Annotated in this window: 30 protein-coding genes; 28 read left to right on the forward strand and 2 right to left on the reverse strand. The window is 38.1% G+C overall.

All coding sequences use genetic code 11. The features are described from left to right. Positions 1-245 precede the first annotated feature (245 nt). Entirely contained in the window at positions 246-1,163 is a 918-nt protein-coding gene (locus CFK37_RS14510) for an aldo/keto reductase (protein ID WP_089062536.1), read from the reverse strand. A 136-nt stretch (positions 1,164-1,299) separates the two neighbouring features. On the opposite strand from CFK37_RS14510, the gene CFK37_RS14515 reads away from it, so the two are divergent. From CFK37_RS14515 to CFK37_RS14605, 19 genes are all read left to right on the forward strand, one after another. Next, positions 1,300-1,845 (forward strand): NUDIX domain-containing protein, encoded by a 546-nt coding sequence (locus CFK37_RS14515; protein ID WP_089062537.1) that lies wholly within the window; start codon positions 1,300-1,302, stop codon positions 1,843-1,845. Positions 1,846-1,848: 3 nt separating this feature from the next. Further along, positions 1,849-3,018 (forward strand): endonuclease Q family protein, encoded by a 1,170-nt coding sequence (locus CFK37_RS14520; RefSeq protein ID WP_089062538.1) that lies wholly within the window; start codon positions 1,849-1,851, stop codon positions 3,016-3,018. Positions 3,019-3,120: 102 nt separating this feature from the next. Next, the gene (spoIIM, locus tag CFK37_RS14525; protein WP_089062539.1) at positions 3,121-3,765 is read left to right on the forward strand and encodes a stage II sporulation protein M; all 645 of its coding nucleotides are present in this window, start codon (positions 3,121-3,123) and stop codon (positions 3,763-3,765) included. A 111-nt stretch (positions 3,766-3,876) separates the two neighbouring features. After that, positions 3,877-4,335, forward strand: a complete 459-nt coding sequence (gene fur / locus CFK37_RS14530) for a ferric iron uptake transcriptional regulator (protein WP_089062540.1) — start codon at positions 3,877-3,879, stop codon at positions 4,333-4,335. Between the two features lie 277 nt (positions 4,336-4,612). Further along, the gene (locus CFK37_RS14535; RefSeq protein ID WP_089062541.1) at positions 4,613-4,819 is read left to right on the forward strand and encodes a YqzK family protein; all 207 of its coding nucleotides are present in this window, start codon (positions 4,613-4,615) and stop codon (positions 4,817-4,819) included. A gap of 5 nt (positions 4,820-4,824) precedes the next feature. After that, the gene (gene xerD, locus CFK37_RS14540) at positions 4,825-5,715 is read left to right on the forward strand and encodes a site-specific tyrosine recombinase XerD (RefSeq protein WP_089062542.1); all 891 of its coding nucleotides are present in this window, start codon (positions 4,825-4,827) and stop codon (positions 5,713-5,715) included. A 93-nt stretch (positions 5,716-5,808) separates the two neighbouring features. Then, positions 5,809-6,987, forward strand: a complete 1,179-nt coding sequence (gene deoB, locus CFK37_RS14545) for a phosphopentomutase (protein WP_089062543.1) — start codon at positions 5,809-5,811, stop codon at positions 6,985-6,987. Positions 6,988-6,997: 10 nt separating this feature from the next. After that, a complete protein-coding gene (locus CFK37_RS14550) occupies positions 6,998-7,816 on the forward strand; it encodes a purine-nucleoside phosphorylase (RefSeq protein WP_089062544.1) in 819 nt (272 codons plus the stop codon). Positions 7,817-7,842: 26 nt separating this feature from the next. After that, a complete protein-coding gene (locus CFK37_RS14555) occupies positions 7,843-9,150 on the forward strand; it encodes a pyrimidine-nucleoside phosphorylase (RefSeq protein WP_089062545.1) in 1,308 nt (435 codons plus the stop codon). A 210-nt stretch (positions 9,151-9,360) separates the two neighbouring features. Further along, entirely contained in the window at positions 9,361-10,545 is a 1,185-nt protein-coding gene (locus CFK37_RS14560) for a D-alanyl-D-alanine carboxypeptidase family protein (protein WP_089062546.1), read from the forward strand. A 101-nt stretch (positions 10,546-10,646) separates the two neighbouring features. Beyond that, positions 10,647-10,994 (forward strand): anti-sigma F factor antagonist, encoded by a 348-nt coding sequence (spoIIAA, locus tag CFK37_RS14565; RefSeq protein WP_157724924.1) that lies wholly within the window; start codon positions 10,647-10,649, stop codon positions 10,992-10,994. Continuing rightward, the gene (spoIIAB, locus tag CFK37_RS14570) at positions 10,991-11,431 is read left to right on the forward strand and encodes an anti-sigma F factor (RefSeq protein WP_089062548.1); all 441 of its coding nucleotides are present in this window, start codon (positions 10,991-10,993) and stop codon (positions 11,429-11,431) included. The genes spoIIAA and spoIIAB overlap by 4 nt, the downstream gene beginning before the upstream one ends. Positions 11,432-11,441: 10 nt before the next feature. Then, positions 11,442-12,194 carry an RNA polymerase sporulation sigma factor SigF gene (gene sigF, locus CFK37_RS14575; RefSeq protein ID WP_089062549.1) on the forward strand — a complete coding sequence of 251 codons (753 nt, stop codon included), beginning with the start codon at positions 11,442-11,444 and terminating at the stop codon, positions 12,192-12,194. A gap of 131 nt (positions 12,195-12,325) precedes the next feature. Then, positions 12,326-12,922 carry a stage V sporulation protein AA gene (locus CFK37_RS14580; RefSeq protein ID WP_089062550.1) on the forward strand — a complete coding sequence of 199 codons (597 nt, stop codon included), beginning with the start codon at positions 12,326-12,328 and terminating at the stop codon, positions 12,920-12,922. Next, complete coding sequence (locus CFK37_RS14585; RefSeq protein ID WP_089062551.1) at positions 12,919-13,347, forward strand: stage V sporulation protein AB; 429 nt, start codon at positions 12,919-12,921, stop codon at positions 13,345-13,347. Before CFK37_RS14580 ends, CFK37_RS14585 begins: the two co-directional genes overlap by 4 nt. A gap of 28 nt (positions 13,348-13,375) precedes the next feature. Next, complete coding sequence (locus CFK37_RS14590; protein WP_089062552.1) at positions 13,376-14,875, forward strand: spore germination protein; 1,500 nt, start codon at positions 13,376-13,378, stop codon at positions 14,873-14,875. A 98-nt stretch (positions 14,876-14,973) separates the two neighbouring features. Beyond that, complete coding sequence (gene lysA, locus CFK37_RS14595; RefSeq protein WP_089062553.1) at positions 14,974-16,281, forward strand: diaminopimelate decarboxylase; 1,308 nt, start codon at positions 14,974-14,976, stop codon at positions 16,279-16,281. Between the two features lie 81 nt (positions 16,282-16,362). Beyond that, the gene (locus CFK37_RS14600; protein ID WP_089062554.1) at positions 16,363-16,800 is read left to right on the forward strand and encodes a peptidylprolyl isomerase; all 438 of its coding nucleotides are present in this window, start codon (positions 16,363-16,365) and stop codon (positions 16,798-16,800) included. Positions 16,801-17,160: 360 nt separating this feature from the next. Next, entirely contained in the window at positions 17,161-17,526 is a 366-nt protein-coding gene (locus tag CFK37_RS14605; RefSeq protein WP_089062555.1) for a GNAT family N-acetyltransferase, read from the forward strand. A gap of 68 nt (positions 17,527-17,594) precedes the next feature. Here CFK37_RS14605 and CFK37_RS14610 read toward each other — a convergent pair whose 3' ends face one another. After that, a complete protein-coding gene (locus CFK37_RS14610; RefSeq protein ID WP_089062556.1) occupies positions 17,595-17,678 on the reverse strand; it encodes a YjcZ family sporulation protein in 84 nt (27 codons plus the stop codon). Positions 17,679-18,083: 405 nt separating this feature from the next. Here CFK37_RS14610 and CFK37_RS14615 point away from each other — a divergent pair, with 405 nt between their 5' ends. The 9 genes from CFK37_RS14615 to ccsB all read left to right on the forward strand — a co-directional run bounded on the left by CFK37_RS14615 (position 18,084) and on the right by ccsB (position 25,842). Then, on the forward strand, positions 18,084-18,821 hold the full coding sequence (locus CFK37_RS14615; RefSeq protein ID WP_089062557.1) for a segregation/condensation protein A: 738 nt from the start codon (positions 18,084-18,086) through the stop codon (positions 18,819-18,821). Between the two features lie 23 nt (positions 18,822-18,844). Continuing rightward, positions 18,845-19,399, forward strand: a complete 555-nt coding sequence (scpB, locus tag CFK37_RS14620) for an SMC-Scp complex subunit ScpB (protein ID WP_425445388.1) — start codon at positions 18,845-18,847, stop codon at positions 19,397-19,399. A gap of 111 nt (positions 19,400-19,510) precedes the next feature. After that, positions 19,511-20,395, forward strand: coding sequence for a D-alanyl-D-alanine carboxypeptidase family protein (locus CFK37_RS14625; RefSeq protein ID WP_089062559.1), 885 nt, complete (start codon positions 19,511-19,513; stop codon positions 20,393-20,395). Next, positions 20,388-20,978: a nucleoside recognition domain-containing protein gene (locus CFK37_RS14630; RefSeq protein WP_089062560.1), complete on the forward strand. Its 591-nt coding sequence runs from the start codon at positions 20,388-20,390 to the stop codon at positions 20,976-20,978. The genes CFK37_RS14625 and CFK37_RS14630 overlap by 8 nt, the downstream gene beginning before the upstream one ends. Further along, a complete protein-coding gene (locus CFK37_RS14635; RefSeq protein ID WP_089062561.1) occupies positions 20,975-21,505 on the forward strand; it encodes a spore maturation protein in 531 nt (176 codons plus the stop codon). The genes CFK37_RS14630 and CFK37_RS14635 overlap by 4 nt, the downstream gene beginning before the upstream one ends. 81 nt (positions 21,506-21,586) lie before the next feature. After that, positions 21,587-22,327, forward strand: coding sequence for a pseudouridine synthase (locus CFK37_RS14640; RefSeq protein ID WP_089062562.1), 741 nt, complete (start codon positions 21,587-21,589; stop codon positions 22,325-22,327). 54 nt (positions 22,328-22,381) lie between these two features. Continuing rightward, positions 22,382-22,954 carry a thiol-disulfide oxidoreductase ResA gene (gene resA, locus CFK37_RS14645; protein WP_089062563.1) on the forward strand — a complete coding sequence of 191 codons (573 nt, stop codon included), beginning with the start codon at positions 22,382-22,384 and terminating at the stop codon, positions 22,952-22,954. A gap of 30 nt (positions 22,955-22,984) precedes the next feature. Continuing rightward, positions 22,985-24,622: a cytochrome c biogenesis protein ResB gene (gene resB / locus CFK37_RS14650; RefSeq protein ID WP_089062564.1), complete on the forward strand. Its 1,638-nt coding sequence runs from the start codon at positions 22,985-22,987 to the stop codon at positions 24,620-24,622. Positions 24,623-24,648: 26 nt separating this feature from the next. Next, positions 24,649-25,842, forward strand: coding sequence for a c-type cytochrome biogenesis protein CcsB (ccsB, locus tag CFK37_RS14655; RefSeq protein ID WP_089062565.1), 1,194 nt, complete (start codon positions 24,649-24,651; stop codon positions 25,840-25,842). Positions 25,843-25,922 lie beyond the last annotated feature (80 nt).

The following is a 25,922-nucleotide window of genomic DNA, read 5'->3' on the forward strand; positions in this document are numbered from 1 at the left end:
TCAGTGCCTTCGAGCGTAAGCTCGAGGAGGCTCATCAGCTGTCCACGGAAAGCGCAGTGTTTTTCCGCAGCGACCGCCGGGATGCCAAACATGATTTTTAGTTACGTTGCAGTTTATGGACAATTCGCAGTACAGTTACAAAAACAGCCAATAAAATATCCGAACTAATCCAAATTCTAATTAAAGAATTTGGAATCATAGTTCGGATTTCTCTATGACTGAATCACTTTTGTCTCAGCCTCTTTCTAACGGTGTTTATCGTATTTAATTGGTTTTGTAATTGCCTGAAGAGCCGGGTACAATTCATCTGGCATCGTTTTCGCATTATTAGAGGCTGCGTTGTGTTTAACTTGCTCAACAGAGCTAGCCCCGAACACGGCACTCTTAACAGCAGGATGATGCAAAATATATTGAAAGGCAGCATTGCTGATTAGCGAATCGTTCACAGTAGCAGATAATTCCTGATAAATAGTTACTAATTCTTGATGGGAATAATCGAGAAATCCATTCTGGGCTTTCTTTTCTATCTGCTGATTTCCGTTTTCAGTAAGCATGCCTTTAGCAAGGGGACCGCGGGCTAAGACACTTATCTGATGTCGTTCCAATAAATCCAGTACCTCTTCTTCAGGACGACGGTCAAGCAGATTGTATTGCATCATGACACCATCGATTGATGAGCGTTTCACATATTCACGTATTACATTTGGTCTGATTGAAGAAATGCCATACGCCCGAATAACACCCTCCTGTTTCAACTCATCAAAAGCCGAGATTGTTTCATCAATCGGATCGTCAATTGTCCCGCCATGAAGCATGTAAAAATCAAGATAATCAGTTTGCAGCCTGCGTAAACTATCTTTTAATCCATTTTTAATATGTGACTTTGATGGATCCCAGTACCAGTCTTTTTTGGCGCGGTCAAAATGATTGCCCACTTTTGAGGTTAGAACAATATCCTTACGCCTATTTTTAATAGCTTCACCAACAATTTCCTCATTTTTTCCAAAATCATATAAATCCGCTGTATCAAGGTGATTAACCCCTGCATCTAATGCCGCGTCAATAATTTCTTTTGCCTTGGCAGAGTCCGTCCCAAGCGACATACAACCAAGCGTTAATTCTGATACGTATAAATCTGACTTTCCTAAACGGTTTGTGTTCATTTATTTAACCTCCATTCTTGCCTCTATAGTAATAGTGTAAAAACTAGCAGGCAGAATTACAATTATTTCAGGCGCAATCCATATAATTAAACTATGTTAGAATGGGGAGTGAGTATGGCCTAAGGAGGTAAAGAACTTGAAGAAGTTTGAAGAGAAAACAATCCAAACGGAACAAATATATAATGGGAAAGTCATCCATTTGCAGGTTGATGAAGTAACATTGCCAAATGGAAAGACGTCCAAGCGTGAAATTATCAAACATCAGGGGGCGGTTGCGGTTATTCCGATAACCCAGGATAATAAAATCGTTTTTGTTGAACAATATAGAAAGCCATTGGAAAAATCCATTGTTGAAATTCCTGCCGGTAAATTGGAACCTGGCGAAATCCCTGAAGTGACAGCAATCAGGGAACTAGAAGAAGAAACAGGGTATACAACAAATGAATTAAAATTTGTCACTTCATTTTATACCTCACCTGGATTTGCCGATGAAATCATGCACATATATATGAGTGATAAACTAAAACCTATGGAAAAAAAGGCAGCTTTAGATGATGATGAATTTATCGAAATACTTGAATTAACACTTGATGAAGCCGAAAAGTACATGAAAGAAAATCGTATACATGATGCAAAAACAAATTATGCAATACTGTATCTAAAAACATTGGAGATGATGTAACACATGCTACAGTCGTTCTTTGCTGATCTGCATATTCACATCGGCCGGGATATGTATAATAAACCAGTAAAAATAACAGGGGCAAAAAGCCTAACACTTACCAATATTTTACTAGAATCAAGCAGAAATAAGGGGATCCACTTGGTAGGTATAATTGATAGCCACGCACCACATGTCCAGCAGGAATTAAAACAATTATTGGCAAATCAACAAGCTAAGCAGCTGAAGGATGGCGGCATCCGTTTTGAAGATGTGACATTAATTCTTGGCTCGGAGATAGAAGTTTACGATGAGAACTGTAAGGGGCCTTTACACGTTTTATGCTATTTGCCGTCACTAGCAAAAATGGAAGAGTTTACGGAATGGTTGGCAACTAAGATGACAAATATTAACCTGAGCTCCCAGCGTTATTATGGAACCGCAAAGGCATTACAATACAAAGTGAAGGAACTTAATGGTTTGTTTATTCCAGCCCATGTCTTTACCCCGTTTAAAAGCACGTATGGAAAAGGTGTAAAACAGTCACTGAATGAGGTATTTGATCCAGATTTAATTGATGCAATCGAATTAGGTCTCAGTTCAGATACAGAAATGGCCGATCAAATAGCGGAACTTCATTCCTACACTTTTGTTTCCAACTCGGATGCCCATTCGCTGGGAAAAATTGCGCGTGAATATCAGGAAATACTGATGGAAGAACCATCATTTAAGGAACTTAACTGGGCATTACATCAAATAAGGGGCAGACGGATCACCAGCAATTTTGGTATGAATCCAAAGCTTGGTAAATACCATACAACAGTTTGCAGAAACTGTTTAGAGCCGTTAACAATCAAAGACCAGGTCTGTCCGGCGTGTGGATCAACTAAAATTGTTAAAGGTGTTTCCGACCGGATCAAAGAGCTCGCAAGCACAACCGGGAGTGGTATGAATCGCCCCCCATACAAGTATCAGGTTCCACTTGAATATTTACCATCACTTGGCCCGAAAACATACAAGAAACTGCTTGAAAAGTTTGGAACGGAAATGAATATTATTCATCATGTACCTCTAACTAGATTAACAGAGGTGGTGCCAGAAAAGTTGGCAGAAGCTATCATTCAAATGCGAAACGGAGAATTAATGATTAAGGCTGGTGGTGGAGGGAAGTATGGAAGTATTAGCCATTCATGATTATAAAATATTACTATAATAATTAAGTAGATTATGGTATTTTTATTCGGAATTCCTCATAGTTTTTAAATATAAGATAGTTTGTGTGAATGGGGGGCTCCGATGTTTCAAAATAAAATGCTAATTGTCGATCATTTAAAAAAGTACGCAACCATCTACTTATTTATGCTAGTTCTGTTTTTAACAGGAGTTATTTTTGGGGCAGTTATTGTAAACAGCATGGACTTTGTACAAAAGCAGGATTTATTCTTTTACTTGGAACGTTTTTTTGAAAAGATTGCCGGCAGTCAGGAAATTGATAACGGAGAGATACTGAAAGACAGCTTTTTTTATCATGCAAAATATTTACTTTTGTTATTTATTCTTGGCTTGTCGGTTATAGGGTTGCCAATCGTATGGGTATTGTTATTTTTAAAAGGGCTTGTTGTTGGGTTTTCGGTAGGTTTTATTGTCAATCAACTTGGTTTAATAAAGGGATTGTCCCTTGCATCATTATCGATTGCTCCGCAAAATCTGGTAGTTATCCCTATCTACCTGATAGCTGGCAGTTTATCCATGATCTTTTCTTTAACGTTACTGAATAAGTTATTTTCAAGACGCTTGTCACAGCCAATATTACAGCCATTAAGTCGTTATGCTATTGTTTTTACATTATTATTAACTGGTGCACTGCTCGCCGCATTAATGGAATCATATGTTTCGAATGAAGCAATGGAATCCTTAATCAGAACATTTTATAAACAATAATAACTATTATATAATAATAAGTGGAACCAGTTATTTATAATTATTATACTTTGACACTCGTTTCAACTGTGCATATAATAATAAGTGGGAATAGTGAGGAGGAGACTTGCCATGGAACACCGGATTGATCGAATTAAAAAGCTACTCCATGCACAAAGCTATAAGCTGACTCCACAACGTGAGGCAACAGTGAGAGTACTATTGGAACGGGAAGAGGATCATCTAAGCGCGGAGGAAATATACTTATTAGTCAAAGATAAGGCACCAGAAATTGGTCTCGCGACTGTTTACCGTACCTTAGAGTTATTGTCGGAATTAAAAATAGTCGATAAAATTAATTTTGGCGATGGTGTTTCCAGGTACGATCTTCGGAAAGAAGGGGCGGAACATTTCCATCATCATTTGGTCTGTATTGAATGTGGATCAGTAGAAGAAATTGTTGATGATCTGTTGGGAGATGTCGAAAAGATAGTAGAGAATGACTGGGGTTTTCAAGTAAAGGACCACCGCTTGACATTTCATGGCATTTGTAAACAGTGCCAGAAAGTAGCTGTCGAATCATCATCATAACACATACTAAAAGCGCCTTTTTCCGTAAGTAAACGAAAAAGGCTTTTTTTGTACTTTTTATGTATAAAAAATCTAATGTCCGGAATAAAGTTAACCAATCATTAATATTTTTTAATGAAAGCCATTTTTTTCGAATTTTTGTTTTACAAATGACAGAAAATAGGTTATTTTGATGAGGAAGAAATTAATTATTTCTAGATTTATAGTTTTATGTATATTGTTCCTGTTTTTTGGCATATCTTTTAATAGTGGATACTATAAAAAGGAGATATGCTGGATGAAACGGATGTTATGGGACACGCTAAAGGTTTTCGTAATATTTACTGTGTGCACGTTTTTATTTTATTTCGGATTGCGGATTATGCATGCTGAGTACAAGGAATATCATCGGTATGATCCACCAGAAGGGCCTGCTGTAAAAGTTTTTGATACAGAAGAAGATTTGATAGACCGATTTAATTTATTTTTTCGATTAGGAGAATAATAGGTATGCTAAACCATGCGATTGATGACTTTTCCCATTATTTACAGGTAGAACGAGGACTTTCTGCTAACACAATTAATTCCTATCGAAGGGATCTGGAGCGGTATGTTCAATATCTAGAACGTGTACTTCATAAAACGGATTGGGGCATTGTTTCCCGCAGTGATTTAATAGGTTTTTTGCATTTATTGAAGGATGAACATAAATCGCAGGCAACAATTGCACGTTCTCTTTCATCACTTCGCTTGCTTCATCAATTTTTATTACGGGAACAATTTGTTGAACACGATCCAAGTATACATATTGAAACACCAAAAAAAGAGAAAAAACTGCCATCCGTGTTATCGTCCAAAGACGTGGAAAATTTACTTTCTGTAAGTGGACGAACCCCTCTCGCCATTCGCAATAAAGCTATGTTAGAATTACTTTATGCAACAGGATTACGTGTTTCCGAGCTAATTACGTTAAAAGTAAGCGATCTCCATCTAACTATGGGATTTGTACGGTGTCTGGGGAAAGGGTCAAAAGAACGGATTGTCCCACTCGGTGATGTTGCAAAAAGTGCAATAGAAGATTATTTAGATCATTCACGGGGTATCATCCTTAAAAAGAATAAAGAAGTAATTCTTTTTCTCAATCAGCATGGAAGGCCGTTATCCAGGCAAGGATTTTGGAAAATCCTTAAATCGATAGCAAAGGAAAAGCAAATTGAAACAAATATAACTCCACACACATTAAGGCATTCGTTTGCCACGCACTTACTTGAAAATGGTGCTGACTTAAGGGCTGTGCAGGAGATGCTTGGACATGCGGACATATCGACAACACAAATTTACACACATGTATCGAAATCCAGACTAAAAGATGTTTATAAGGCGTTTCATCCAAGGGCGTAATCTTTTAATGTCAGTTGTCTGACATCCTACAACTTACAGTTGATGACATATATTACTTGAAGTATGGGAATATAATTATGGGAGGTTTGAAACATGGAAAATTTTAAACGCGTTTTTTTAATCGTGATGGATTCAGTTGGTATTGGTGAAGCACCGGATGCGGAAAGATTTAATGATACAGGTGCGGACACTTTAGGTCACATTGCCGAGCGGATGGATGGCCTTCACATGCCAAACATGGAGAAATTGGGTCTAAGTAATATCCGGCAAATTAAAGGGATTGATAGGCAGGAGAACCCTGGGGCACATTATACAAAAATGCAGGAAGCATCAAATGGAAAGGATACAATGACTGGCCACTGGGAGATTATGGGTCTTCGAATCGAACAGCCTTTTCAGACTTTTCCGGACGGTTTTCCAGCCGAATTAATCCAAGAATTAGAGACGAAATCAGGCCGGAAAATTATTGGCAACAAGCCCGCTTCAGGCACTGAGATATTAGAGGAATTAGGGAAGGAACACATGGATACAGGAGCACTGATTGTATATACATCAGCAGACTCGGTGTTACAAATAGCTGCCCATGAGGAAATTATTCCACTTGAAGAACAATACCGTATTTGTGAAATTGCACGTGAATTGACACTGGATGAGAAATATATGGTGGGACGTGTCATTGCTCGGCCATTTGTCGGCATTCCAGGTGCATTTGAACGCACTTCAAATCGTCATGATTATGCCTTAAAACCATTTGGCCATACAGTTATGAATGAGCTGAAGGATACAAATCATGATGTAATAGCGTTGGGTAAAATTTCAGATATATACGATGGTGAAGGTGTGACAGAAGCCATTCGAACTGCTGATAATGAAGATGGTATGACAAAACTAGCAGAGTCAATGAATAAAGACTTTCATGGTATCAGTTTTTTAAATCTAGTTGATTTCGATGCGAAATATGGGCATCGTCGTGATCCAAAAGGATACGGAAAGGCTCTCGAAGCATACGACGCAAGACTCCCAGAAGTACTCGCCAAATTAAATGACGATGATTTATTGTTAATCACCGCAGACCATGGTAATGATCCTGTCCATTCTGGAACAGATCACACCCGGGAATATGTTCCACTGCTTGCCTATCACAAAAATATTGAATATGGAAAACACATAGCAGAAAGAGATACATTCGCTGATATCGGTGCGACCATTGCTGAAAATTTTAAAATTACGATGCCGGAGCACGGAACAAGTTTTTTGAAGGAAATTCGTTAGGGGGATTCTTATGTACCGGGAAGATATCAAAGAAGCATGCACATTTATCGAGAATGAATTAACAGCTAAACCAAGCCTTGGACTGATTCTTGGATCAGGGCTTGGTGTATTGGGTGATGAAATAGAAAATCCACAAACGATTGCCTATAAGGATATCCCGCATTTTCCAGAATCAACGGTTGCTGGGCATAAAGGACAATTAATAATCGGGACACTCGAAGGTAAACAAGTAATCGCCATGCAGGGAAGGTTCCATTATTATGAAGGCTATACCATGCAACAAGTAACCTTTCCAGTTCGGGTAATGAAGGAATTAGGTATTGAATCGATTATTGTTACCAATGCAGCGGGCGGCATTAACAAAGGGTTCAATCCTGGTGATTTAATGCTGATCACAGATCATATCAATAACATGGGGAATAATCCGCTGCTGGGGCCAAATGATGATCATTTAGGAGTACGTTTTCCTGATATGTCAAAGCTATATAATAAGGCATTTATTTCACATGCTGAGTCCTGTGCCAATGAACTTGGTCTCAAGGTGCAAAAGGGTGTCTATGTTGGGAATACTGGACCTGTATATGAAACACCTGCGGAAATAAATATGCTTCGTACCCTAGGTGGAGATGCTGTTGGCATGTCAACAGTGCCAGAAGTAATTGTTGCCGGCCATGCTGGTATCCGGGTGCTCGGAATCTCCTGTATTTCCAACATGGCTGCCGGGATCCTTGACCAGCCATTAACCCATGATGAAGTGATAGAAACAACAGAAAAGGTTAGAGAAGATTTTTTACAATTTGTAAAGAAAATTATTCAAAAAATATCTTAAAATTTTTATAAAAAGGTGATTCGGTCATGAGAATGTATGATTTAATTGAAAAAAAACGCAACGGTAAAGTTTTATCCGAAGAAGAAATTCAGTATTTTATTAATGGTTATACAAACGATGAAATACCTGATTATCAAGTAAGTGCATTACTAATGGCCATTTATTTTCAGGACATGGCTGAGGATGAACGAGCAGCACTGACTACTGCGATGGTAAATTCCGGTGATACGATTGACCTTTCGAATATCAATGGCATTAAAGTCGATAAACACTCAACCGGGGGTGTTGGTGATACGACGACATTAATATTGGCACCACTGGTTGCATCAGTCGGTGTTCCTGTTGCCAAAATGAGTGGCCGCGGTCTTGGCCATACTGGCGGGACTATTGACAAATTGGAATCGGTGCCAGGCTTTCATGTGGAAATAACAAGTGATGAATTTGTCCGTCTAGTAAATAAAAATAAAGTTGCTGTAATCGGGCAAACCGGCAATTTAACTCCTGCAGATAAAAAATTATACAGTTTACGGGATGTTACAGCCACAGTCAACTCAATTCCATTGATAGCAAGTTCAATAATGAGTAAAAAAATTGCTTCCGGTGCAGATGCCATTGTTCTGGATGTCAAAACGGGTGCTGGAGCATTTATGAAAGAATTTGATGATGCAAAGAGCTTGGCAGAAGCAATGGTATCGATTGGCAACCGCGTCGGCCGTCAAACGATGGCAGTCATTTCTGATATGTCACAGCCGCTTGGGAGAGCGGTTGGTAATGCCTTAGAAGTTAAAGAGGCCGTTGAAACATTAAAAGGAGAAGGGCCGGATGATTTAACCGAATTATGTTTAACACTCGGCAGCCAGATGGTCCTGTTGGCTAAAAAGGCAAAAACAATAGAAGAAGCACGGTCAATGCTGAAGAATAATATTACGAATGGCAAGGCATTTCAGCAGTTTAAACTATTTCTTGAGGCCCAGGGTGGAGATGCCGGTGTAGCGGATCGTCCGGAACAACTGCCCCAAGCAGCCCATAAGATTGAGCTCCCTGCTAAAACATCGGGGACAGTTTCAGAAATTATTGCAAATGACATAGGTACTGCTGCAATGATGCTTGGTGCTGGAAGAGCAACAAAAGAATCGAAAATTGATTTGGCTGTTGGACTGGTTCTTCATAAGAAAATAGGTGATAGGGTCAAAGAAGGGGAATCACTACTAACCATTCATGCAAATGATACAAATATAGAAAATGTAAAAGAAACACTTTATCAGAGCATCTCAATCACATCAGATTCAGTTAATGCACCTTCCTTGATCTATGACATGATAACAACAAAATAATTGCTTTTATTGCGTAACACTCAAGTTTGGAGCTTGAGTGTTTTTTATATTTTAAGAAAGCATAAAACTTTATCAGTATAAGCATAAAAAGATCTAAGACTCTTGCCATTAATTTTTGGCGGACAGACCAAGATTTTCTAATTATAGAACTTATAAAAAGAGTACAGATTGGAAAGCCTAGAATTAAATAGAATGTTGGAGGTAAGAGTTATGAAAAATTGGATCATTGTACTTTGTACTATTTTTATAGTGTATGCGGGAGTTTCGATACCAGTCTTTGCCGAAGAGAGCAATTCGGATAATAAAACTGATTCATTAAATCTATCATCGAAAGCGAAATCTGCTATTTTACTTGAGCAGAACACAGGTAAGATACTTTATGATAAACAGGCACATGAAAAGCTTCCGCCCGCTAGTATGACAAAAATTATGACTCTATTGTTAATTATGGAAGCATTGGACAATGGAAAAATTCAATTGGACGAAAAGGTGCGCATAAGTGAGAATGCTGCATCAATGGGTGGTTCGCAGATTTTTTTAAAAGCGGGCGAGGAAATGACCGTAAATAATTTACTGAAGGGAGTTGCAATAGCTTCGGGGAATGATGCCAGTGTAGCACTTGCAGAACGCATTGCGGGAAGTGAAGAAGAATTTGTGAAGAAAATGAATGAAAAGGTGAAAGAATTAGGATTGAAGGACACTAAATTCCAAAATCCAACGGGACTTCCTGCTGAGGATCACTATTCAACTGCATATGATATGGCAGTTATTGCGCAGCATTTATTAGATCACGAAGAAATTACGAACTACACGTCCGTATACGAGGATTATTTAAGAAAAGGCCAAGACAATGAATTCTGGTTGGTAAACACGAATAAATTAGTAAAGTTTTATCCAGGTGTTGATGGATTGAAAACGGGTTATACAAGTGAAGCAAAATATTGTTTAACTGCAACAGCGAAAAAGAACGACATGCGGGTAATAGCAGTTGTCATGGGCGCGGATTCACCAAAAACAAGAAACTCTATTGTATCTAACATGCTGGACTATAGCTTTTCACATTTTGAAACAACGCACCTGTATAAAAAAGGCGAACAGGTTGCGAATTTAAATATGCTTAAAGCTAAGGACAGCAATGTCAAGGTAGTTGCATCCCAGCCAATAAGCACTGTTCATAAAAAAGGGGAAAAGCCGGAGAAATTTACAACATCTGTAAAATTGAAACAAACAATTGCTCCTCCGTTGAAGAAGGGCGAACAGGTTGGCACAATGATTGTTAAGAATGGCAATAAAGTCCTTTCAAAGACACCATTAATCGTTGAGAAGAAAGTGGAATCCGCCAATATATTTACATTGTTTAACCGGACCTTACAAAAAATCGCAAAGTATAACTAGTTTTGTCGAATATCTTCTTCTTTTGACGCCTTGCAGGAATAGTAAGGAGGTATAAAGAAAGTAAACTATATAACATTTTGTTAGGAGGAGAATTTGTGGGGATGAATTCTACATTTGAGGTAGTTGAAGATGTTCTTATTGTTCGACTGGAGGGAGAATTAGACCACCATGAAGCAGAAGCGTTAAGAACCCAGTGGAAGAATATGATTGAAAAGAATCTTGTAAAGCATGTCATATTAAATTTACAATCGGTAACGTTTATGGATAGCTCGGGTCTTGGTGTTGTGTTAGGCAGATATAAGGAAATTCTGCAGCTTGGAGGGGAAATGGTAGTCTGCTCAATTTCACTTCCGGTAAAACGGTTGTTTGAAATGTCAGGATTGTTTAAAATTATCCGCTTGGAGGACGATGAACAGAGTGCACTATTTACGTTGGGGGTGGCGTCATGAAAAATGAAATGTATGTAGAGTTTTCCAGTATCAGTGAAAATGAATCATTTGCACGTGTATTAGTCGCATCGTTTATCGCACAGCTTGATCCAACAATGGATGAGTTAACTGAAATTAAAACGGTTGTCTCTGAAGCAGTAACCAATGCAATTATCCATGGTTACAATAATGAACCGGACCATAAAATAGCAATGGAATGTAAATTGTACGATGATGAAATTGAGCTTACCATCAAGGACAAGGGTACTGGTATAATCGATATCGAAGAAGCTCGCCAGCCCTTATTCACTTCCAAACCTGAATTAGAACGTTCAGGCATGGGCTTTACTATAATCGAAAACTTTATGGATTCCGTTAATGTGACCTCCACCGTGCAAGAAGGCACAACCGTTATGATGAAAAAGCAATTAACAACAAGTAAAACGGTCTGCAAATAGGGATATGTCTATGGATGTAAATGTAAAGCATCATAAACGGGAAGAACAATTAACGGATAAAGAAGTGAAAGAATACATTCATAAAAGTCAAAATGGAGATAAAATAGCAAGAGATATATTAGTCGAACGGAATGTGCGATTGGTATGGTCAGTTGTTCAACGATTCATTAACCGTGGGTATGATCCAGACGATCTGTTTCAAATTGGCAGTATCGGGCTGATTAAATCTATCGATAAATTTGATTTATCCTATAATGTACGATTCTCTACCTATGCAGTGCCGATGATTATCGGTGAAATTCAGCGTTTTATCCGAGATGATGGAAGTGTCAAGGTCAGTCGGTCACTTAAGGAAGTCGGTAATAAAATTCGTAAAAAACGCGATGAATTAACCAAAGAGCTTGGTCGATCACCAACTGTGAATGAAATTGCCTATATTCTGGAAATTACGCCTGAAGAAGTGGTTCAGGCGGAAGAGGCAACGAAAACATTGCATTCCATCCATGAAACCGTTTTTGAAAACGATGGCGATCCAATTACACTTTTGGATCAAATTGCTGATCAGGATACAAAATGGTTTGATAAATTAACACTGCAGGAGGCCATCAGGGGGTTAAATGAACGAGAGCGCCTTATCGTTTATTTGCGTTATTATAAGGATAAAACACAATCAGAAGTTGCGGATCGGCTTGGAATATCGCAGGTTCAGGTCTCCCGGTTAGAGAAAAAGATACTGGACGAAATGAAAAAGTTAATGGATTAAAACAAACATCACTTTTATAAGTGGTGTTTTTTCTTTGTAAAGGAATACGGTCTTAAAAACTTGCGTGATAAAAATAGTATTTTTAACAAATACTAAAGAGAAATAACTGTTCATAAGGGGTGATTGTAGTTATGGAAATTGTCTACTTACGAATGAAGAAAAGTATTACTTTAGAAAAGCTACAATATGTGAAATTAAAAGATATCGCCTACACCTCTGCACCGTCAGAACTAAAAAAACAATTGGAAGAAACACCTATATATCGTATCACACAAAAAGACAACAACATTGTAATAATTGACGGATTTTTAATTATTGATCATTTAACCAAATTATGGCCGAACTTAGAATTTCAATTAATTGGTCCCGAGCAGACCATCATTCGAGTCGAGAAGCAAAAAAAACAGACTTCGGTGCTGGTTGTATCGTTTGTCTGGTTATTATTATTTATTGGAACAGCCATGACAATCATGAATTTCCATTATGACGTCAGTATGCAAGCTGTTCAACAGAAGCTTCATTATCTGCTGACCGGGGAGCATAATGATTTTCCATTATGGATTCAAATTCCCTATTCTTTTGGACTTGGAATTGGAATGCTGCTCTACTTTAACCATTGGTTTAAAAAACGCTTTAATGAAGAACCAAGCCCGCTCGAAATCGAAATTTTTAATTATCAACAAGATCTCGATCAATACGTAAGATCCTACGAGAACAAATTAAAATGATTAATATGTTACTGATTAAGCTTGTTGAAATGATTATTGGGCTTGCTAGTGGGCTTGCGGTAGGTTCAGGTTTTGTAGCATTTTTAATGGTACTTGGGATTGTCCCAAGGCTAATTCAGTTAAGTCGATCAATGAAACTGATCAATCTCTATGGTCCGTGTGTAATTGCGGGATCGTTATTTGGTGTTTATCTGTCATTTACTGCAACTACATGGAATCAGCCGCTGCTCGTTTTAGCGATATGGGGTGTGTTTCACGGAATATTTGTTGGAATGCTTGCTGCGGCTTTGACAGAAGTGTTGAACGTATTTCCGATTTTATCAAAACGTATTGGAGTGGATAAGCAGTTGCTTTGGTTATTAATGGCAATTGTTTTTGGTAAAATTGGCGGATCCTTATTTCAATGGACGTTTTTTGTGAAATAACCAATCTAGATTACTGGAGGGCAATGCTATGGCGAAAAAACAATCCAATGAATCTAAAAAGCCCATTCCGTCGAATATCGATGACGTTGAAGCTTTTATGAAAGAACAAATCGGTACGGGTAAGTCGTTCGATCTCGGTTTTCGGGAAATAATTATCATGAAAAAGAAAATTCAATTATATTATGTAACTGGCCTTACTGATTCTTCCGTTGTATTGGAAGTAATCAAAAAGTTGGTAGATATTAATGATAAAGAAAGCAATATGAAAAAGATTCCTGAAATTATTAAAAATCGTTTAATCCATCAGCAGGTGGAAGCCATCAAAACGATGGATGAAGCGGTGGATCAAATCCTATCTGGATTAACCGTGGTCTTTATGGATGGTGAGAAACAGGCATATGTTGTTGATGTACGAAATTATCCAGGCAGGACGCCGCAAGAACCCGATTCAGAACAAGTAGTTCGTGGTTCAAGAGACGGGTTTACCGAAAATATAATCGAAAATACAGCATTAACTCGGAGGAGGGTTCGAGATGCCCGCCTTCGCAATGAAATGCTAAAAGTGGGTGAACGTTCAAAAACAGACGTATGTGTAAGCTATTTAAAGGATGTGGCCGATGATGGGCTTGTAGAAGTCATTAAAGAAAAGATCGGGGCAATCGAAGTTGATGGGATAACAATGGCCGATAAAGCAGTTGAGGAGTTTATCATCAAACGAAAGTGGAGCCCATATCCGTTAGTTCGGTATACGGAAAGGCCTGACATTGCTGCAAATCACCTGCTTGAGGGTCATGTCCTAATTACAGTTGATACATCGCCAAGTTTAATTATTTTACCGACAACCTATTTCCATCATTTGCAGCATGCAGAAGAATACAGGCAAGCACCTGCTGTCGGTACATTCATACGCTGGTCAAGATATATCGCGGTTTTAATGTCCCTATTTTTACTTCCATTATGGCTGTTGTTCGTCATGGAACCTTCTCTATTGCCGGATAAATTGTCATTTATTGGATTGAATGAAAAAGGCAATGTTCCGGTATTTGTTCAAATTATTATGGGGGATCTTGGCATTGAATTTTTAAGGATGGCTGCCATACACACCCCAACGCCATTATCAACCGCCATGGGTTTAATCGCAGCTGTATTAATTGGACAAATTGCAATTGATGTGGGATTGTTCAGTCCCGAAGTTATTTTATATATTTCAATTGCCGCGATTGGCTCTTATGTAACTCCCAGTTATGAATTAAGTTCAGCCAATAAATTAGCAAGAATGATATTGGTATTAATAACAGCAATCTTTGGGTTAATAGGACTGACAATTGGATTTACTTTGTATGTGTTATTTTTGACAAGTTTAAAATCTATTCGCACACCCTATTTGTGGCCGTTACTGCCATTCAATCCAAAAGCAATGGTACAGGTAATCTTCCGTGTTCCCGTTCCTTTATCCAATGACCGCCCAAGTATTGTTCATCCTAAAAACAATTACAGACAACCACCTAGAAAGGATGAACTTAGGTAAACATGCAAGGCACTCTGAAGGGAGTGCTTTTGTTTTTTTAAAACGTATGGTAAAGTTATTTTTAATATTAAATGCTTCACTGAACGGGGGACACTTTAATGATTATTAATAATCATCCATTCGCTGTAAACGCAAAGGGGCATTTGGAAATTGGTGGAATGGATTCAACGATACTTGCTGAAAAATATGGGACACCCTTATATGTTTATGATGTGTCTATTATTCGAGAAAACTGCCAATCTTTTGTTAATGCCTTTGAGGAATTAGGGATACAGGCACAAGTCGCATATGCAAGTAAGGCTTTTTCATCGGTTGCGATGCTTCAAGTGATTAAACAGGAGAAGTTAAGCCTGGATGTTGTTTCAGAGGGTGAATTATATACGGCACTAAAAGCAGGGTTTCCAACAGAGAAAATACATTTGCATGGCAATAATAAAAGTTATGATGAATTGCTCATGGCAATTGAAAATAGTGTTGGATGTATAGTGGTTGATAACTTTTATGAGATATCATTAATCGAGAAGATTTTGCAAAATAGAAATGATGAAATTAATGTTTTGATACGGGTGACACCTGGAGTGAAGTCGAATACGCATCAGTACATCATGACGGGGAATGAAGACTCAAAGTTTGGATTTAGTTTACAAAATGGACAGGCTGAACAAGCATTTCTTCAGTTAAGTGAACATCGGCAAATTCATGTAAAGGGATTGCACTGCCACATTGGTTCCCAGATTTTTGAAACGGACCGTTATGAGAAAACAATTAATCTATTATTTGAGACGATTTCTAATTGGAAAACGAACTATCTCTTTGAACCTGATGTTTTGAATGTTGGTGGCGGTTTTGGCATCCGTTATACTGAAAAAGACGAACCACTTGATTTGCAAGAGTACGTGCATTCCATTACAAAGGCCATTAAGGAACATGCTGATAGTATTGACATACCAATGCCGGAAATATGGATAGAACCGGGCCGTTCAATTGCGGGCAACGCGGGTATAACCCTTTATACAGTTGGATCGATAAAACAAATTCCAGGTATTAGAACCTATTTGTCTATTGATGGGGGAATGACGGATAATATCCGCCCTGCATTATATCAGGCGGAATATGAGGGGGTCCTAGCAAATAAAGCTGATGCAGAAACAGTTAACAATGGTTCTATCGCAGGAAAATGCTGTGAATCGGGCGATATGTTAATCTGGGACCTTCCATTACCTGAGGTGGAATCAGGGGATATGCTGGCAGTTTTTGCTACTGGTGCGTACGGCTATTCAATGGCGAATCATTATAATCGATTCCCGAATCCAGCTGTAGTTTTTGTCGAAAACGGAATAGATAGATTAGTGGTAAAGCGGGAAACCTATCAGGATGTCAGCAGGAATGACCTTTCCTATGAATAATAGTTATTTGAATAAATGCGATAAAGTGATAAGATAAGGAATGGGTTGTGACCTGAATTTAACTTAAAAGGGGATAATGAAATGGCTAAAAAAGGATATATAGTAATGGAAAATGGAAATAAAATCGAATTTGAACTTTTCCCAAACGAAGCGCCTGGCACTGTAGCAAACTTTGAAAAACTGGCAAATGAAAACTTTTATGATGGATTAACATTTCATCGTGTCATTGACGGATTCGTAAGCCAAGGTGGGTGCCCAAAAGGGAATGGCACCGGTTCTGCTGGTTACACAATCAAATGTGAAACAGAAGGAAATCCGCATAAGCATGTTGAAGGTTCATTATCAATGGCGCACGCTGGCAAGGATACCGGAAGCAGTCAATTCTTTATTGTACACGAAGCACAGCCGCACCTTAATGGTGTTCATACTGTTTTTGGGCAAGTGACTTCTGGAATTGAGCATGCAAAAGCAATGCATAATGGCGATGTAATGAAAGAAATGAAAGTTTTTAATGATTAATAGATTACTATTTGTCCATGACAAATCAGTAAAATAGTAGTATGATTTAGATTAAATCAGTAAATGCTGTTAAAGGATGAAGGCACTTGAGTCAGAGGAAAAAGAACTGGATTCTATTTTCAATTTTGGTTGCAGTTTGCATTATTTGGGGAATAGCTTATTGGCTAATTTTTGCATTCTAGGCCAGCATTAAAAGTTGACAATTGATGTAATGTAAGGCATAACTATATATACAACTTCTGCCTAGAATGGTTTAACAATTGAGTAAGGATAGATAGCATAATAGGGTGATGTCACTGCAGGATAGAGTATCTTTTTATTCTCATAGCAGGTAAGTTATTTTCATAATGAGGGGTATCTATGTTAATTCGATTTAAGAAAAACTTAGAAAAAATTGCGATGGGCTTACTTTCCTTCATGCCTGAAGAAAAGGAAGTAAAAAAATTGCAGCAAACAATTAAAGAATATGAAACTAATCCAAACTGGCATCTCTATTTGTGGAAAGAGGAAGATGTCGTGGGTGCAATAGGCGTAAGGATTGAAGATGATATAAATGCAGTAATCCAACATATCTCAGTAAGTCCTTCGCATCGTAACACAGGAATTGGCAAACAGATGGTAAATGGGGTAAATAAAATTTATCAGGATAAATACGCTGTATGCGCTAATGAATTAACACAGCATTTTTATAATAAATGTGATGAGGCTATCAATGAGGATGAATAAGCCAAAAGCCAGCCCGTGTACAATATGGGCTGGCTTTTGGTATGATTAGCTGACTTGCTTTATTAAAACTACATCCATGCTGCTCCGACGATAATGAGAAGGATGAACAATACAACGATTAACGCAAAGCCACCGCCATAAGAACCACTCATAATAAAATTCCTCCTTTTTAAATGTTTCTAAACATTTATCTTACGTTATTAACTTATGTTGACATGAGCCACAGTGTATAGGCGGATATGACAAATTGTTTAATATTTTTTAAGAAAAGCGGCGCAAGTGCCCGTATAGCCACGTATGGGCTGCATCCGTGCAATACGGATGGTTCGATGTTGCCGCACAAAGCGGCGATTTTTTAATCGAACACTCCTCCGTAGGACATAAAGGAAACATACCCCTGCAAGAGGGGTATGCCAAGCTGAGCGACAGCCCGAAGTTAGTCGGCCTTCCCTTTAAAGCGAACCGATTTTGACCTTATCGTACGAAGGTGAAGGAAGTTCACTAGTTGCTGGATGCTGAAGCTAGACATTTAATCTTTAAGAAAGGGAGAAAATATCATGAATCAGGCATACCAAGTGAAACTAGATACATTTGAAGGACCGCTTGATTTATTACTTCATCTGATAAAGCAATATGAAGTTGATATTTATGATATTCCTGTTGCAACAATTACGGAACAATACATGCAATATATACATACGTTGCAGCGTCTCGAATTAAACATTGCAAGTGAGTACCTGGTAATGGCAGCTACGTTAATTGCCTTAAAAAGCCAAATGTTATTACCAAATGAATCTGTTGATGAAGAAGCAGATGAGTATATGGAGGATCCCCGCGTGGAATTAATGCAGCGCTTGATTGAGTATCGAAAATATAAAGAGGCAGCGGAAACACTACGGGATAAGGAAGTGGAATCCATTGAAGTATATACCCGTGAACCAATTTTATTTAATCCTTTGGAAGTAGAACAGCCAATGCTGAATGACGATACATCTATTTATGACATGTTAGGTGCATTAAATAAATTGTTTGAACGTAAAAAGTGGACTGAGCCATTGGACACAAAAGTTAAAAGAGTAGACATCCCAATTGAACAAAGAATGACCGAAATACTGGATACTGTAAAAGAGGCGGACCGGGGAATTTCTTTTTATGACCTATTTGTCTATCAGTCCCGTGCACATATTGTGGTAACTTTTATAGCTGTACTGGAATTAATGAAGACAAAGCAAGTATACTGTGAGCAGAGCAAGCATCTTGAACTGTTACAGGTCTTTTATATGGGGGATCAATAGTGGAGAAAGCCGAGCAAAAAGGTATGATAGAAGGATTATTATTTGCCTGCGGGGATGCTGGAGTAACAATCAAGCAACTCGCCAGAATTATTGAAGCAGATAAGGGAACGACAGAACATTTAATAGAAGAATTAATTTCAGATTATCAGTGTCTAGACCGTGGCATAAGAATTATGCAATCACATGATACATTTCAACTTACAACAAAGCCTGAGCACAGCAAGTATGTTCAAAAGTTGTTTGAGAGTCCAAGAATGAACAAAATGTCACAAGCAGCACTTGAAACGCTTGCCATCATTGCTTACCAGCAGCCAATAACGCGAACGGAGATTGAAGAAATTCGCGGGGTGAAAAGCGATCGTTCCGTCCAGACATTACTGGCAAGAGCATTGATTGAGGAAGTCGGAAGAAGGGAGACTATTGGACGACCGGTATTGTTCAGTACGAGTAAAGAATTTTTAACTTACTTCGGTCTTTCTTCCCTTGAGGAGCTGCCACCACTTCCGGAAAATGTAGAGAATAGTGATGTTGAACAAGAAGCGGATTTGTTTTTTCAAAAATTTAATGACAATGAATAAACCTATTTACGGGGTGTTTATCCCAGTAAATAGGTTTTTTATGTGATTTATTCATATCGGGATTGGCCAAGCATAGACTATACAGACTAAAGTTCTTGGGAGGACCCTTTTATGCGGATAATCTTTCTTTCTTGTTTATTGATAGGGTTGATACTACTGTCTCCTATTCATGGATTGGCGAAACCAAGCGTTTCAGCTATAAATGCAGTATTGATCAATGAAAGCACTGGCGAAGTCCTGTTTGAAAAAAATGCACATGAAAAAGAAAAGATTGCAAGCATCACAAAAATTATGACAGCTATTATTGCGATTGAGTCAGGAAAAATGAACGAAACAGTAACGGCTAGTAAACGAGCAGTTTATACAGAGGGTTCGTCTATTTACTTAGAGCAAGGTGAAAAAATGAAACTGAAGGATCTTGTTTATGGGCTAATGCTGCGCTCTGGAAATGATGCTGCAGTCGCAATTAGTGAATATGTTGGGGGAAGTGTAGAAGGATTTGTTTATCTAATGAATAAAAAGGCACGCTGGATTGGCATGACAAATACGCATTTCGAAAATCCAAGCGGGCTTGACGGGGAAGCGCATTACTCTACAGCCTATGATATGGCCCTGCTAATGCAGTATGCGATGGACAATAAGGTATTTGAAAAAATAACAAAAACTGAGATGTATAAGTCTGAATCCCGAGAGTATGCCTGGAAGAACAAAAATAAGCTGCTCACCACATATTATGAATATTGTACAGGTGGAAAGACCGGTTACACAAAGGCAGCCGGAAGGACCTTGGTGTCTACTGCAACCAAGAACGGAGTCGATTTAATTGCTGTAACCTTGCAAGATCCAGATGATTGGGTTGATCATATTAATTTGTATGAGTGGGGATTTAAAAATGCGGATCAACCAACGATGGCCCAACCCCAACATTCAAATGATTTTTTAGAAGGATTTGGGAATATATATAGACAGATTATAGGGTTAGATGTAAATGGTTAATCTAATTTGGGCCTGCATGGCAATGATCGGCATTGTATATGCGATGTTTAATGGAACAATGGAAAATGTAAATAAAGCATTATTTGAAAGTGCAAATAATGCTGTGACATTATCAATTGGATTAATCAGTATACTGGTATTTTGGCTTGGAATCATGAAGGTGGCCGAATCAGCAGGTGTCTTGAAATGGTTAATTCGTTTATTTAGACCAATAGTAGAGAAGATCTTTCCGGAAATACCAAGAGATCACCCTGCTATGGGCTATATCCTTTCAAACATTGTAGCCAATATATTTGGACTTGGAAATGCTGCCACACCAATGGGGATAAAAGCTATGGAACAAATGAAAGTGTTAAGCGGAACCGATACAGCATCCAGATCCATGATTACCTTTTTAGCTATCAATACATCCAGCCTCACATTAATTCCAACAACGGTAATTGCTATCCGAATGCAATACAATTCGGTATCTCCAACTGAAATAGTTGGAACCACTATTATCGCAACGATTGTTTCGACTGTAAGTGCACTTATTATTGATCGCTATTATTACTTTAAAAGTGTGAGGAGAGATAATAAATGAGTTTCATCACAACAGTTAGTGCATGGCTAATTCCTTGTTTCATCTTAGTTGTTTTGTTAACAGCAACCTATAAACGAATTCCCACATACGAAACATTTGTAGAAGGAGGTAAGGAAGGTGTCAAATTGGCATTTTCTCTACTTCCTTTTTTAGTTGGAATGATCGTTTCGATAGCTATCTTGCAGGCATCAGGGGCAATGACAGCATTTATTCATTTAATTGAGCCAGTTTTAGTTATGATTGGTGTACCGCCGGAAATCATACCTTTAGCGCTTGTTCGCCCAATATCAGGAACCGCGGCCCTTGGCATGACAACCGATTTAATCGAAAACTTTGGACCTGATTCCTTTATAGGACGTTTGGCATCTACTATGCAGGGAAGTACAGATACAACATTGTATATCCTAACCGTTTATTTTGGTGCAGTAGGTATTAAAAAGATGCGGTATGCACTAAAGGTTGGACTATTAGCCGATCTACTTGGTATAATAGCCTCAATCGTAATTGTAACGCTTGTATTTGGATAAAATAGGTGTAGCATTAGCGTTAGCGTTCTGTTAACGCTTTTGTTCTGCAATTAACAAAAATAGAAAGAACTTGGTGATTAGATGACAAACTCATTAGAACGATTGCAAAAAATTATTGCACAAAGCGGTGTGACTTCAAGGCGGAAAGCTGAACAAATGATTGTAGATGGAAAAGTAAAGGTAAATAATAAAGTTGTAACGGAATTAGGCACAAAGGCTTCTTTATCGGACGAAATTGTGGTTGACGGAATTCCACTGCAAAAGGAAGCGCCAGTATATTACATGCTCTATAAACCAAGAGGTGTAATTTCCAGTTTAAAAGATGAAAAGAATCGAAAAATCGTAACGGATTTCCTTAAGGATGTTCCTGAACGAATATTTCCAATTGGACGATTGGATTACAATACATCAGGCATCCTGCTTTTGACAAATGACGGCGATTTTGCAAACCTTCTTATGCATCCCAAACACGAAGTTGATAAGGTATATGTTGCCAAGGTTAGTGGCATACCTGAGAAAAGCGAACTAAACATCCTACGTAAAGGAATAAAAGTGGAGAATGATGTTTTAAGGGCGGTACGTTATAAACTATTATCGACAGATAGAAGTAAAAATACCTCGATTATTGAATTAACATTAAATGAAGGGAAAAATAGACATATTAGAAGAATGATGGAGCAAATAGGCTTTCCGGTTCAAAAATTAAAACGGGAGAAATATGGGATGTTAACATTGAAAGGGCTTAAGCCTGGAGATGCAAGGGCACTGACACCGCATGAAGTGAAGCAAATGCGGCACATTGCCAGTGAAATTGTTAAATAATAGTCAAATTTGGCTTTGTGTTCACATGGTATAATGTCATGGGAGTGAGATTCTTTGAATGTTGATCAAATAAAAGCAAATAAAAAACGTAAAAAACGAAATCGACTAATCTTTCGTTCAATTGTCTTAGTTATTTTACTGGCAGCTGTTGCATATGCAATTATTTCCAATATTAATAAAGACACAACGAAAATAGACGTGGGCTCCAAAGCACCTAATTTTAAACTGGAACAAATCAATGAAAATAACGAACTGGAAACAGTGGAATTAAGTGATTTGAAAGGGAAAGGGGTCATGTTGAATTTTTGGGCTACATATTGTAAACCCTGTGAGGCGGAAATGCCATTCATGGAAAAACTGTATCCTGAGTACAAAGATAAAGGGATTGAAATAGTTGCGGTAAGCCTTGATTCAACAGAACTGGTCATTAACCGATTCATCGACCAGTATGATATAACATTTCCAGTCCCACATGATAAAACAAATCAAGTAATGGATTTATACGGGGTGGGACCCATTCCGAGTACATTTTTTATAAATCCGGAGGGTGAAGTGGTGGATATTGTTGAAGGTGCACTAACGCTGGATAAGCTAGAAGGTTATTTAAAAAAAATTCAACCTGAGTAAATTTGGACACTACTATTGTGAGGGATACGAATGAATAAAGTTAAATGTGAATGCGGACACATTAATCCGGAGGGCACAGTCCTTTGTGAGGCATGTGGAAAGCCAGTTGAAGGAAACCAGCATATTGATGGAAATGATAAAACGAGACTATTGAACATGCGATATGATGGTAGCGCCCGCCGTTCGCAAACATATAAAAAATCAATAATAGATAAAATCTGGAACTTTTTTTCTTCTGTAAAGGTAGGGGTATGGTTAATTGTTTTAACATTAATCGCGTCCGCAATTGGCACCATCTTTCCACAGGAGCAATACATTCCTGCAAGTGCGGTTTCCAGAGACCCTGCTATTTTCTATGAGGATACATATGGAATTTTTGGTCAACTTTATTATCAGTTAGGTTTCTATCATTTATATAGTTCCTGGTGGTATATGTTATTAGTTGCACTAATTGGTATTTCTTTAGTTATTTGCAGTATAGATCGGTTTGTACCGTTATATAAGGCACTGAAAACACAAAAACCAAAAAGACATGAAACATTCCTGAACCGCCAACGGTTATACAGTGAGTCAGAAGATATTACTGATGAGGAAAAGGATCAAGTTGTAGAAGCATTGAAGAATCAACATTATAACGTCCGGGAGGAAAAGGGACATATTCTGGCTGAAAAGGGAAGATTCTCAAGATGGGGTCCTTATGTAAACCATATTGGTCTGATTATCGTTCTGATTGCCGCAATTTTACGCATGACCACGCCAATGTATATTGATGAGTATATGTGGCTGCGTGAGGGAGAACAACAAGTTATCCCTGGAACTCATGGTGAATACTATGCCAAAAACAAAGACTTTACACTAGAAACTTATGATAAAGACAATGAACGATTTGAAGAGGCAATCAAAAAAGATGGTGTTGTTGCAAAAAGCTTTGAAACCGACCTTGTTGTATACAAGAAACAGGCTGACTCTGTTGCAGGATCTGATCCTGAATTAGAGAAGGTTGAGGAAAAAAGCATTAAATTAAATCATCCGCTAAAATTTGATGGGTATACATTGTACCAAGCTGGATATCAACAGAATGAATTTAAAAGTATGTCATTTAAGATACACAAAACCGATGACCCAGATGAAACTGCACTGGAAGCATTCAAAATTGATCTGACAAATCCTAAATCGGAATATAACCTTGATAACGGATTCCGGGTAGTGGTAAATCAGTATTATCCTGAATATTACTTGGATGATGGGGAGCCAAGGTCCAAGTCAAAATTCCCGAGAAATCCAGCATTTGTTTTCTTTATTTATCCACCGAACACGGATAAACCGGAAGTCAGTTTTGTAGGAATTCGTAAAAACATTGATGCAACCGGTGAAAACGAATATAAATTGGGATTACAGGATTTTGAATTGCGGGATGTAAGTGGAATAACTGTAAGAAGAGATTATACATTGCCATTATTTATTATTGGCGCTATTATCTTTATGCTTGGTGTCATTCAAGGAATGTACTGGCAGCATAGAAGAATTTGGATACACCCTAAAAAAGGAAAGCTTTTGTTGGCTGCACATACGAACAAAAACTGGCATGGTATTAAAAATGATATTGATAAAGCGATCTCAAATACATCTATTAAAATGGTGAAGGATCAACAAGAATTACCAGATTAAACATCTCATTTTGAAGGAGGATTTATATGGATACAATGCTTAATATAAGTAATACTATGTTGTTTACAGCATTTATCTTATATTTAATTGCGACATTTTTCTTTGGTGCAACCATACGCGATAAACGCAGCAAAGGGAAAAAGGGTAAAGCTGGAACAATCGGTATTACGATTACGATAATCGGTTTCTTATCCCAACTTGTATATTTTGTTACACGGTGGATCGCCAGTGGACATGCTCCAGTGAGTAATTTATTTGAATTTGTGACATTCTTTGGCATGGCAATGGTGTTCGCGTTTATCATCCTATACTTTATCTATCGAGTGAGCATTCTGGGATTGTTTGCATTACCAATTGCCTTAATTGTAATTGCCTATGCAAGTATGTTCCCGACTGAAATTTCACCATTAGTTCCTTCCTTACAAAGCTATTGGTTGTACATCCATGTAACGACGGTGTCAATCGGCGAAGCGATACTATCCATTAGTTTTGTTGCTGGATTAATTTTTTTAATCCGCACAATTGATCAAACGAAGAGCGACAAGCGTACAACCTGGCTTGAAATTGTATTGTTCTCGTTAATTATTTTTATTGGCTTTAGCTTAATTAACGTAATTTTCCAGGTTGCGGGTTATAACGCAGAATTTGAATATACCACAAATACAAATGTTACAATGACTACAGACTATCAATTACCTGCAATAGTCAGTCCATATGAAGGAAAGTTGCTTTCCGAGGGTGTAATGGAACCATGGTTTGAAGCCCCTTCATGGATGCATGGTGCCGATGCAGGAAGAAAATTCAATACATTAATATGGTCTGTGTTTGTAGGGATTATCTTATATGTTCTACTCCGTCTTATTCTGCGGAAACGAATTGGTGCAGCAATAAAACCTGCATTAATGAAAGCGAAGCCTGATTTGCTGGATGAAATATCCTACCGAGCAGTAGCAATTGGGTTCCCAGTATTTACGCTTGGGGGTATTATATTCGCTTCCATTTGGGCGCAAATTGCCTGGGATAGATTCTGGGGCTGGGACCCTAAAGAAGTATGGGCACTAGTCACTTGGTTCTTCTATGCGGCCTTCCTGCACCTAAGACTATCAAGAGGCTGGCATGGTGAGAAATCGGCATGGCTAGCGGTTGGGGGATTTGCAATTATCATGTTTAACCTGGTTGCAGTGAACCTTGTCTTAGCCGGTTTGCATTCGTACGCTTAAGTAGTTTAAAACAGGGCATTGTTATTCATTAGAATTAATAATGCCTTGTTTTTCCATACAGGGAAATAAAAGAGGAGGAA

Origin of the sequence: Virgibacillus phasianinus (genome assembly GCF_002216775.1) — a bacterium.
Taxonomy (GTDB): Bacteria; Bacillota; Bacilli; order Bacillales; family Amphibacillaceae; genus Virgibacillus_F; species Virgibacillus_F phasianinus.

What these genes read in the sequence shown, in the direction of transcription:
- ccsB (WP_089062565.1), top strand. Translation starts at nt 24,649, where the DNA reads ATGGATACAATGCTTAATATAAGTAATACTATGTTGTTTACAGCATTT.
- spoIIAA (WP_157724924.1), top strand. Translation starts at nt 10,647, where the DNA reads ATGAATTCTACATTTGAGGTAGTTGAAGATGTTCTTATTGTTCGACTG.
- CFK37_RS14640 (WP_089062562.1), top strand. Translation starts at nt 21,587, where the DNA reads ATGACAAACTCATTAGAACGATTGCAAAAAATTATTGCACAAAGCGGT.
- spoIIM (WP_089062539.1), top strand. Translation starts at nt 3,121, where the DNA reads ATGTTTCAAAATAAAATGCTAATTGTCGATCATTTAAAAAAGTACGCA.
- resB (WP_089062564.1), top strand. Translation starts at nt 22,985, where the DNA reads ATGAATAAAGTTAAATGTGAATGCGGACACATTAATCCGGAGGGCACA.
- CFK37_RS14585 (WP_089062551.1), top strand. Translation starts at nt 12,919, where the DNA reads ATGATTAATATGTTACTGATTAAGCTTGTTGAAATGATTATTGGGCTT.
- CFK37_RS14630 (WP_089062560.1), top strand. Translation starts at nt 20,388, where the DNA reads ATGGTTAATCTAATTTGGGCCTGCATGGCAATGATCGGCATTGTATAT.
- CFK37_RS14580 (WP_089062550.1), top strand. Translation starts at nt 12,326, where the DNA reads ATGGAAATTGTCTACTTACGAATGAAGAAAAGTATTACTTTAGAAAAG.
- xerD (WP_089062542.1), top strand. Translation starts at nt 4,825, where the DNA reads ATGCTAAACCATGCGATTGATGACTTTTCCCATTATTTACAGGTAGAA.
- spoIIAB (WP_089062548.1), top strand. Translation starts at nt 10,991, where the DNA reads ATGAAAAATGAAATGTATGTAGAGTTTTCCAGTATCAGTGAAAATGAA.
- CFK37_RS14635 (WP_089062561.1), top strand. Translation starts at nt 20,975, where the DNA reads ATGAGTTTCATCACAACAGTTAGTGCATGGCTAATTCCTTGTTTCATC.
- CFK37_RS14605 (WP_089062555.1), top strand. Translation starts at nt 17,161, where the DNA reads ATGTTAATTCGATTTAAGAAAAACTTAGAAAAAATTGCGATGGGCTTA.
- CFK37_RS14520 (WP_089062538.1), top strand. Translation starts at nt 1,849, where the DNA reads ATGCTACAGTCGTTCTTTGCTGATCTGCATATTCACATCGGCCGGGAT.
- CFK37_RS14600 (WP_089062554.1), top strand. Translation starts at nt 16,363, where the DNA reads ATGGCTAAAAAAGGATATATAGTAATGGAAAATGGAAATAAAATCGAA.
- scpB (WP_425445388.1), top strand. Translation starts at nt 18,845, where the DNA reads ATGATAGAAGGATTATTATTTGCCTGCGGGGATGCTGGAGTAACAATC.
- CFK37_RS14555 (WP_089062545.1), top strand. Translation starts at nt 7,843, where the DNA reads ATGAGAATGTATGATTTAATTGAAAAAAAACGCAACGGTAAAGTTTTA.
- lysA (WP_089062553.1), top strand. Translation starts at nt 14,974, where the DNA reads ATGATTATTAATAATCATCCATTCGCTGTAAACGCAAAGGGGCATTTG.
- CFK37_RS14550 (WP_089062544.1), top strand. Translation starts at nt 6,998, where the DNA reads ATGTACCGGGAAGATATCAAAGAAGCATGCACATTTATCGAGAATGAA.
- CFK37_RS14560 (WP_089062546.1), top strand. Translation starts at nt 9,361, where the DNA reads ATGAAAAATTGGATCATTGTACTTTGTACTATTTTTATAGTGTATGCG.
- deoB (WP_089062543.1), top strand. Translation starts at nt 5,809, where the DNA reads ATGGAAAATTTTAAACGCGTTTTTTTAATCGTGATGGATTCAGTTGGT.
- CFK37_RS14610 (WP_089062556.1), bottom strand. Translation starts at nt 17,678, where the DNA reads ATGAGTGGTTCTTATGGCGGTGGCTTTGCGTTAATCGTTGTATTGTTC.
- sigF (WP_089062549.1), top strand. Translation starts at nt 11,442, where the DNA reads ATGGATGTAAATGTAAAGCATCATAAACGGGAAGAACAATTAACGGAT.
- CFK37_RS14590 (WP_089062552.1), top strand. Translation starts at nt 13,376, where the DNA reads ATGGCGAAAAAACAATCCAATGAATCTAAAAAGCCCATTCCGTCGAAT.
- CFK37_RS14615 (WP_089062557.1), top strand. Translation starts at nt 18,084, where the DNA reads ATGAATCAGGCATACCAAGTGAAACTAGATACATTTGAAGGACCGCTT.
- CFK37_RS14625 (WP_089062559.1), top strand. Translation starts at nt 19,511, where the DNA reads ATGCGGATAATCTTTCTTTCTTGTTTATTGATAGGGTTGATACTACTG.
- fur (WP_089062540.1), top strand. Translation starts at nt 3,877, where the DNA reads ATGGAACACCGGATTGATCGAATTAAAAAGCTACTCCATGCACAAAGC.
- CFK37_RS14510 (WP_089062536.1), bottom strand. Translation starts at nt 1,163, where the DNA reads ATGAACACAAACCGTTTAGGAAAGTCAGATTTATACGTATCAGAATTA.
- CFK37_RS14535 (WP_089062541.1), top strand. Translation starts at nt 4,613, where the DNA reads ATGAAACGGATGTTATGGGACACGCTAAAGGTTTTCGTAATATTTACT.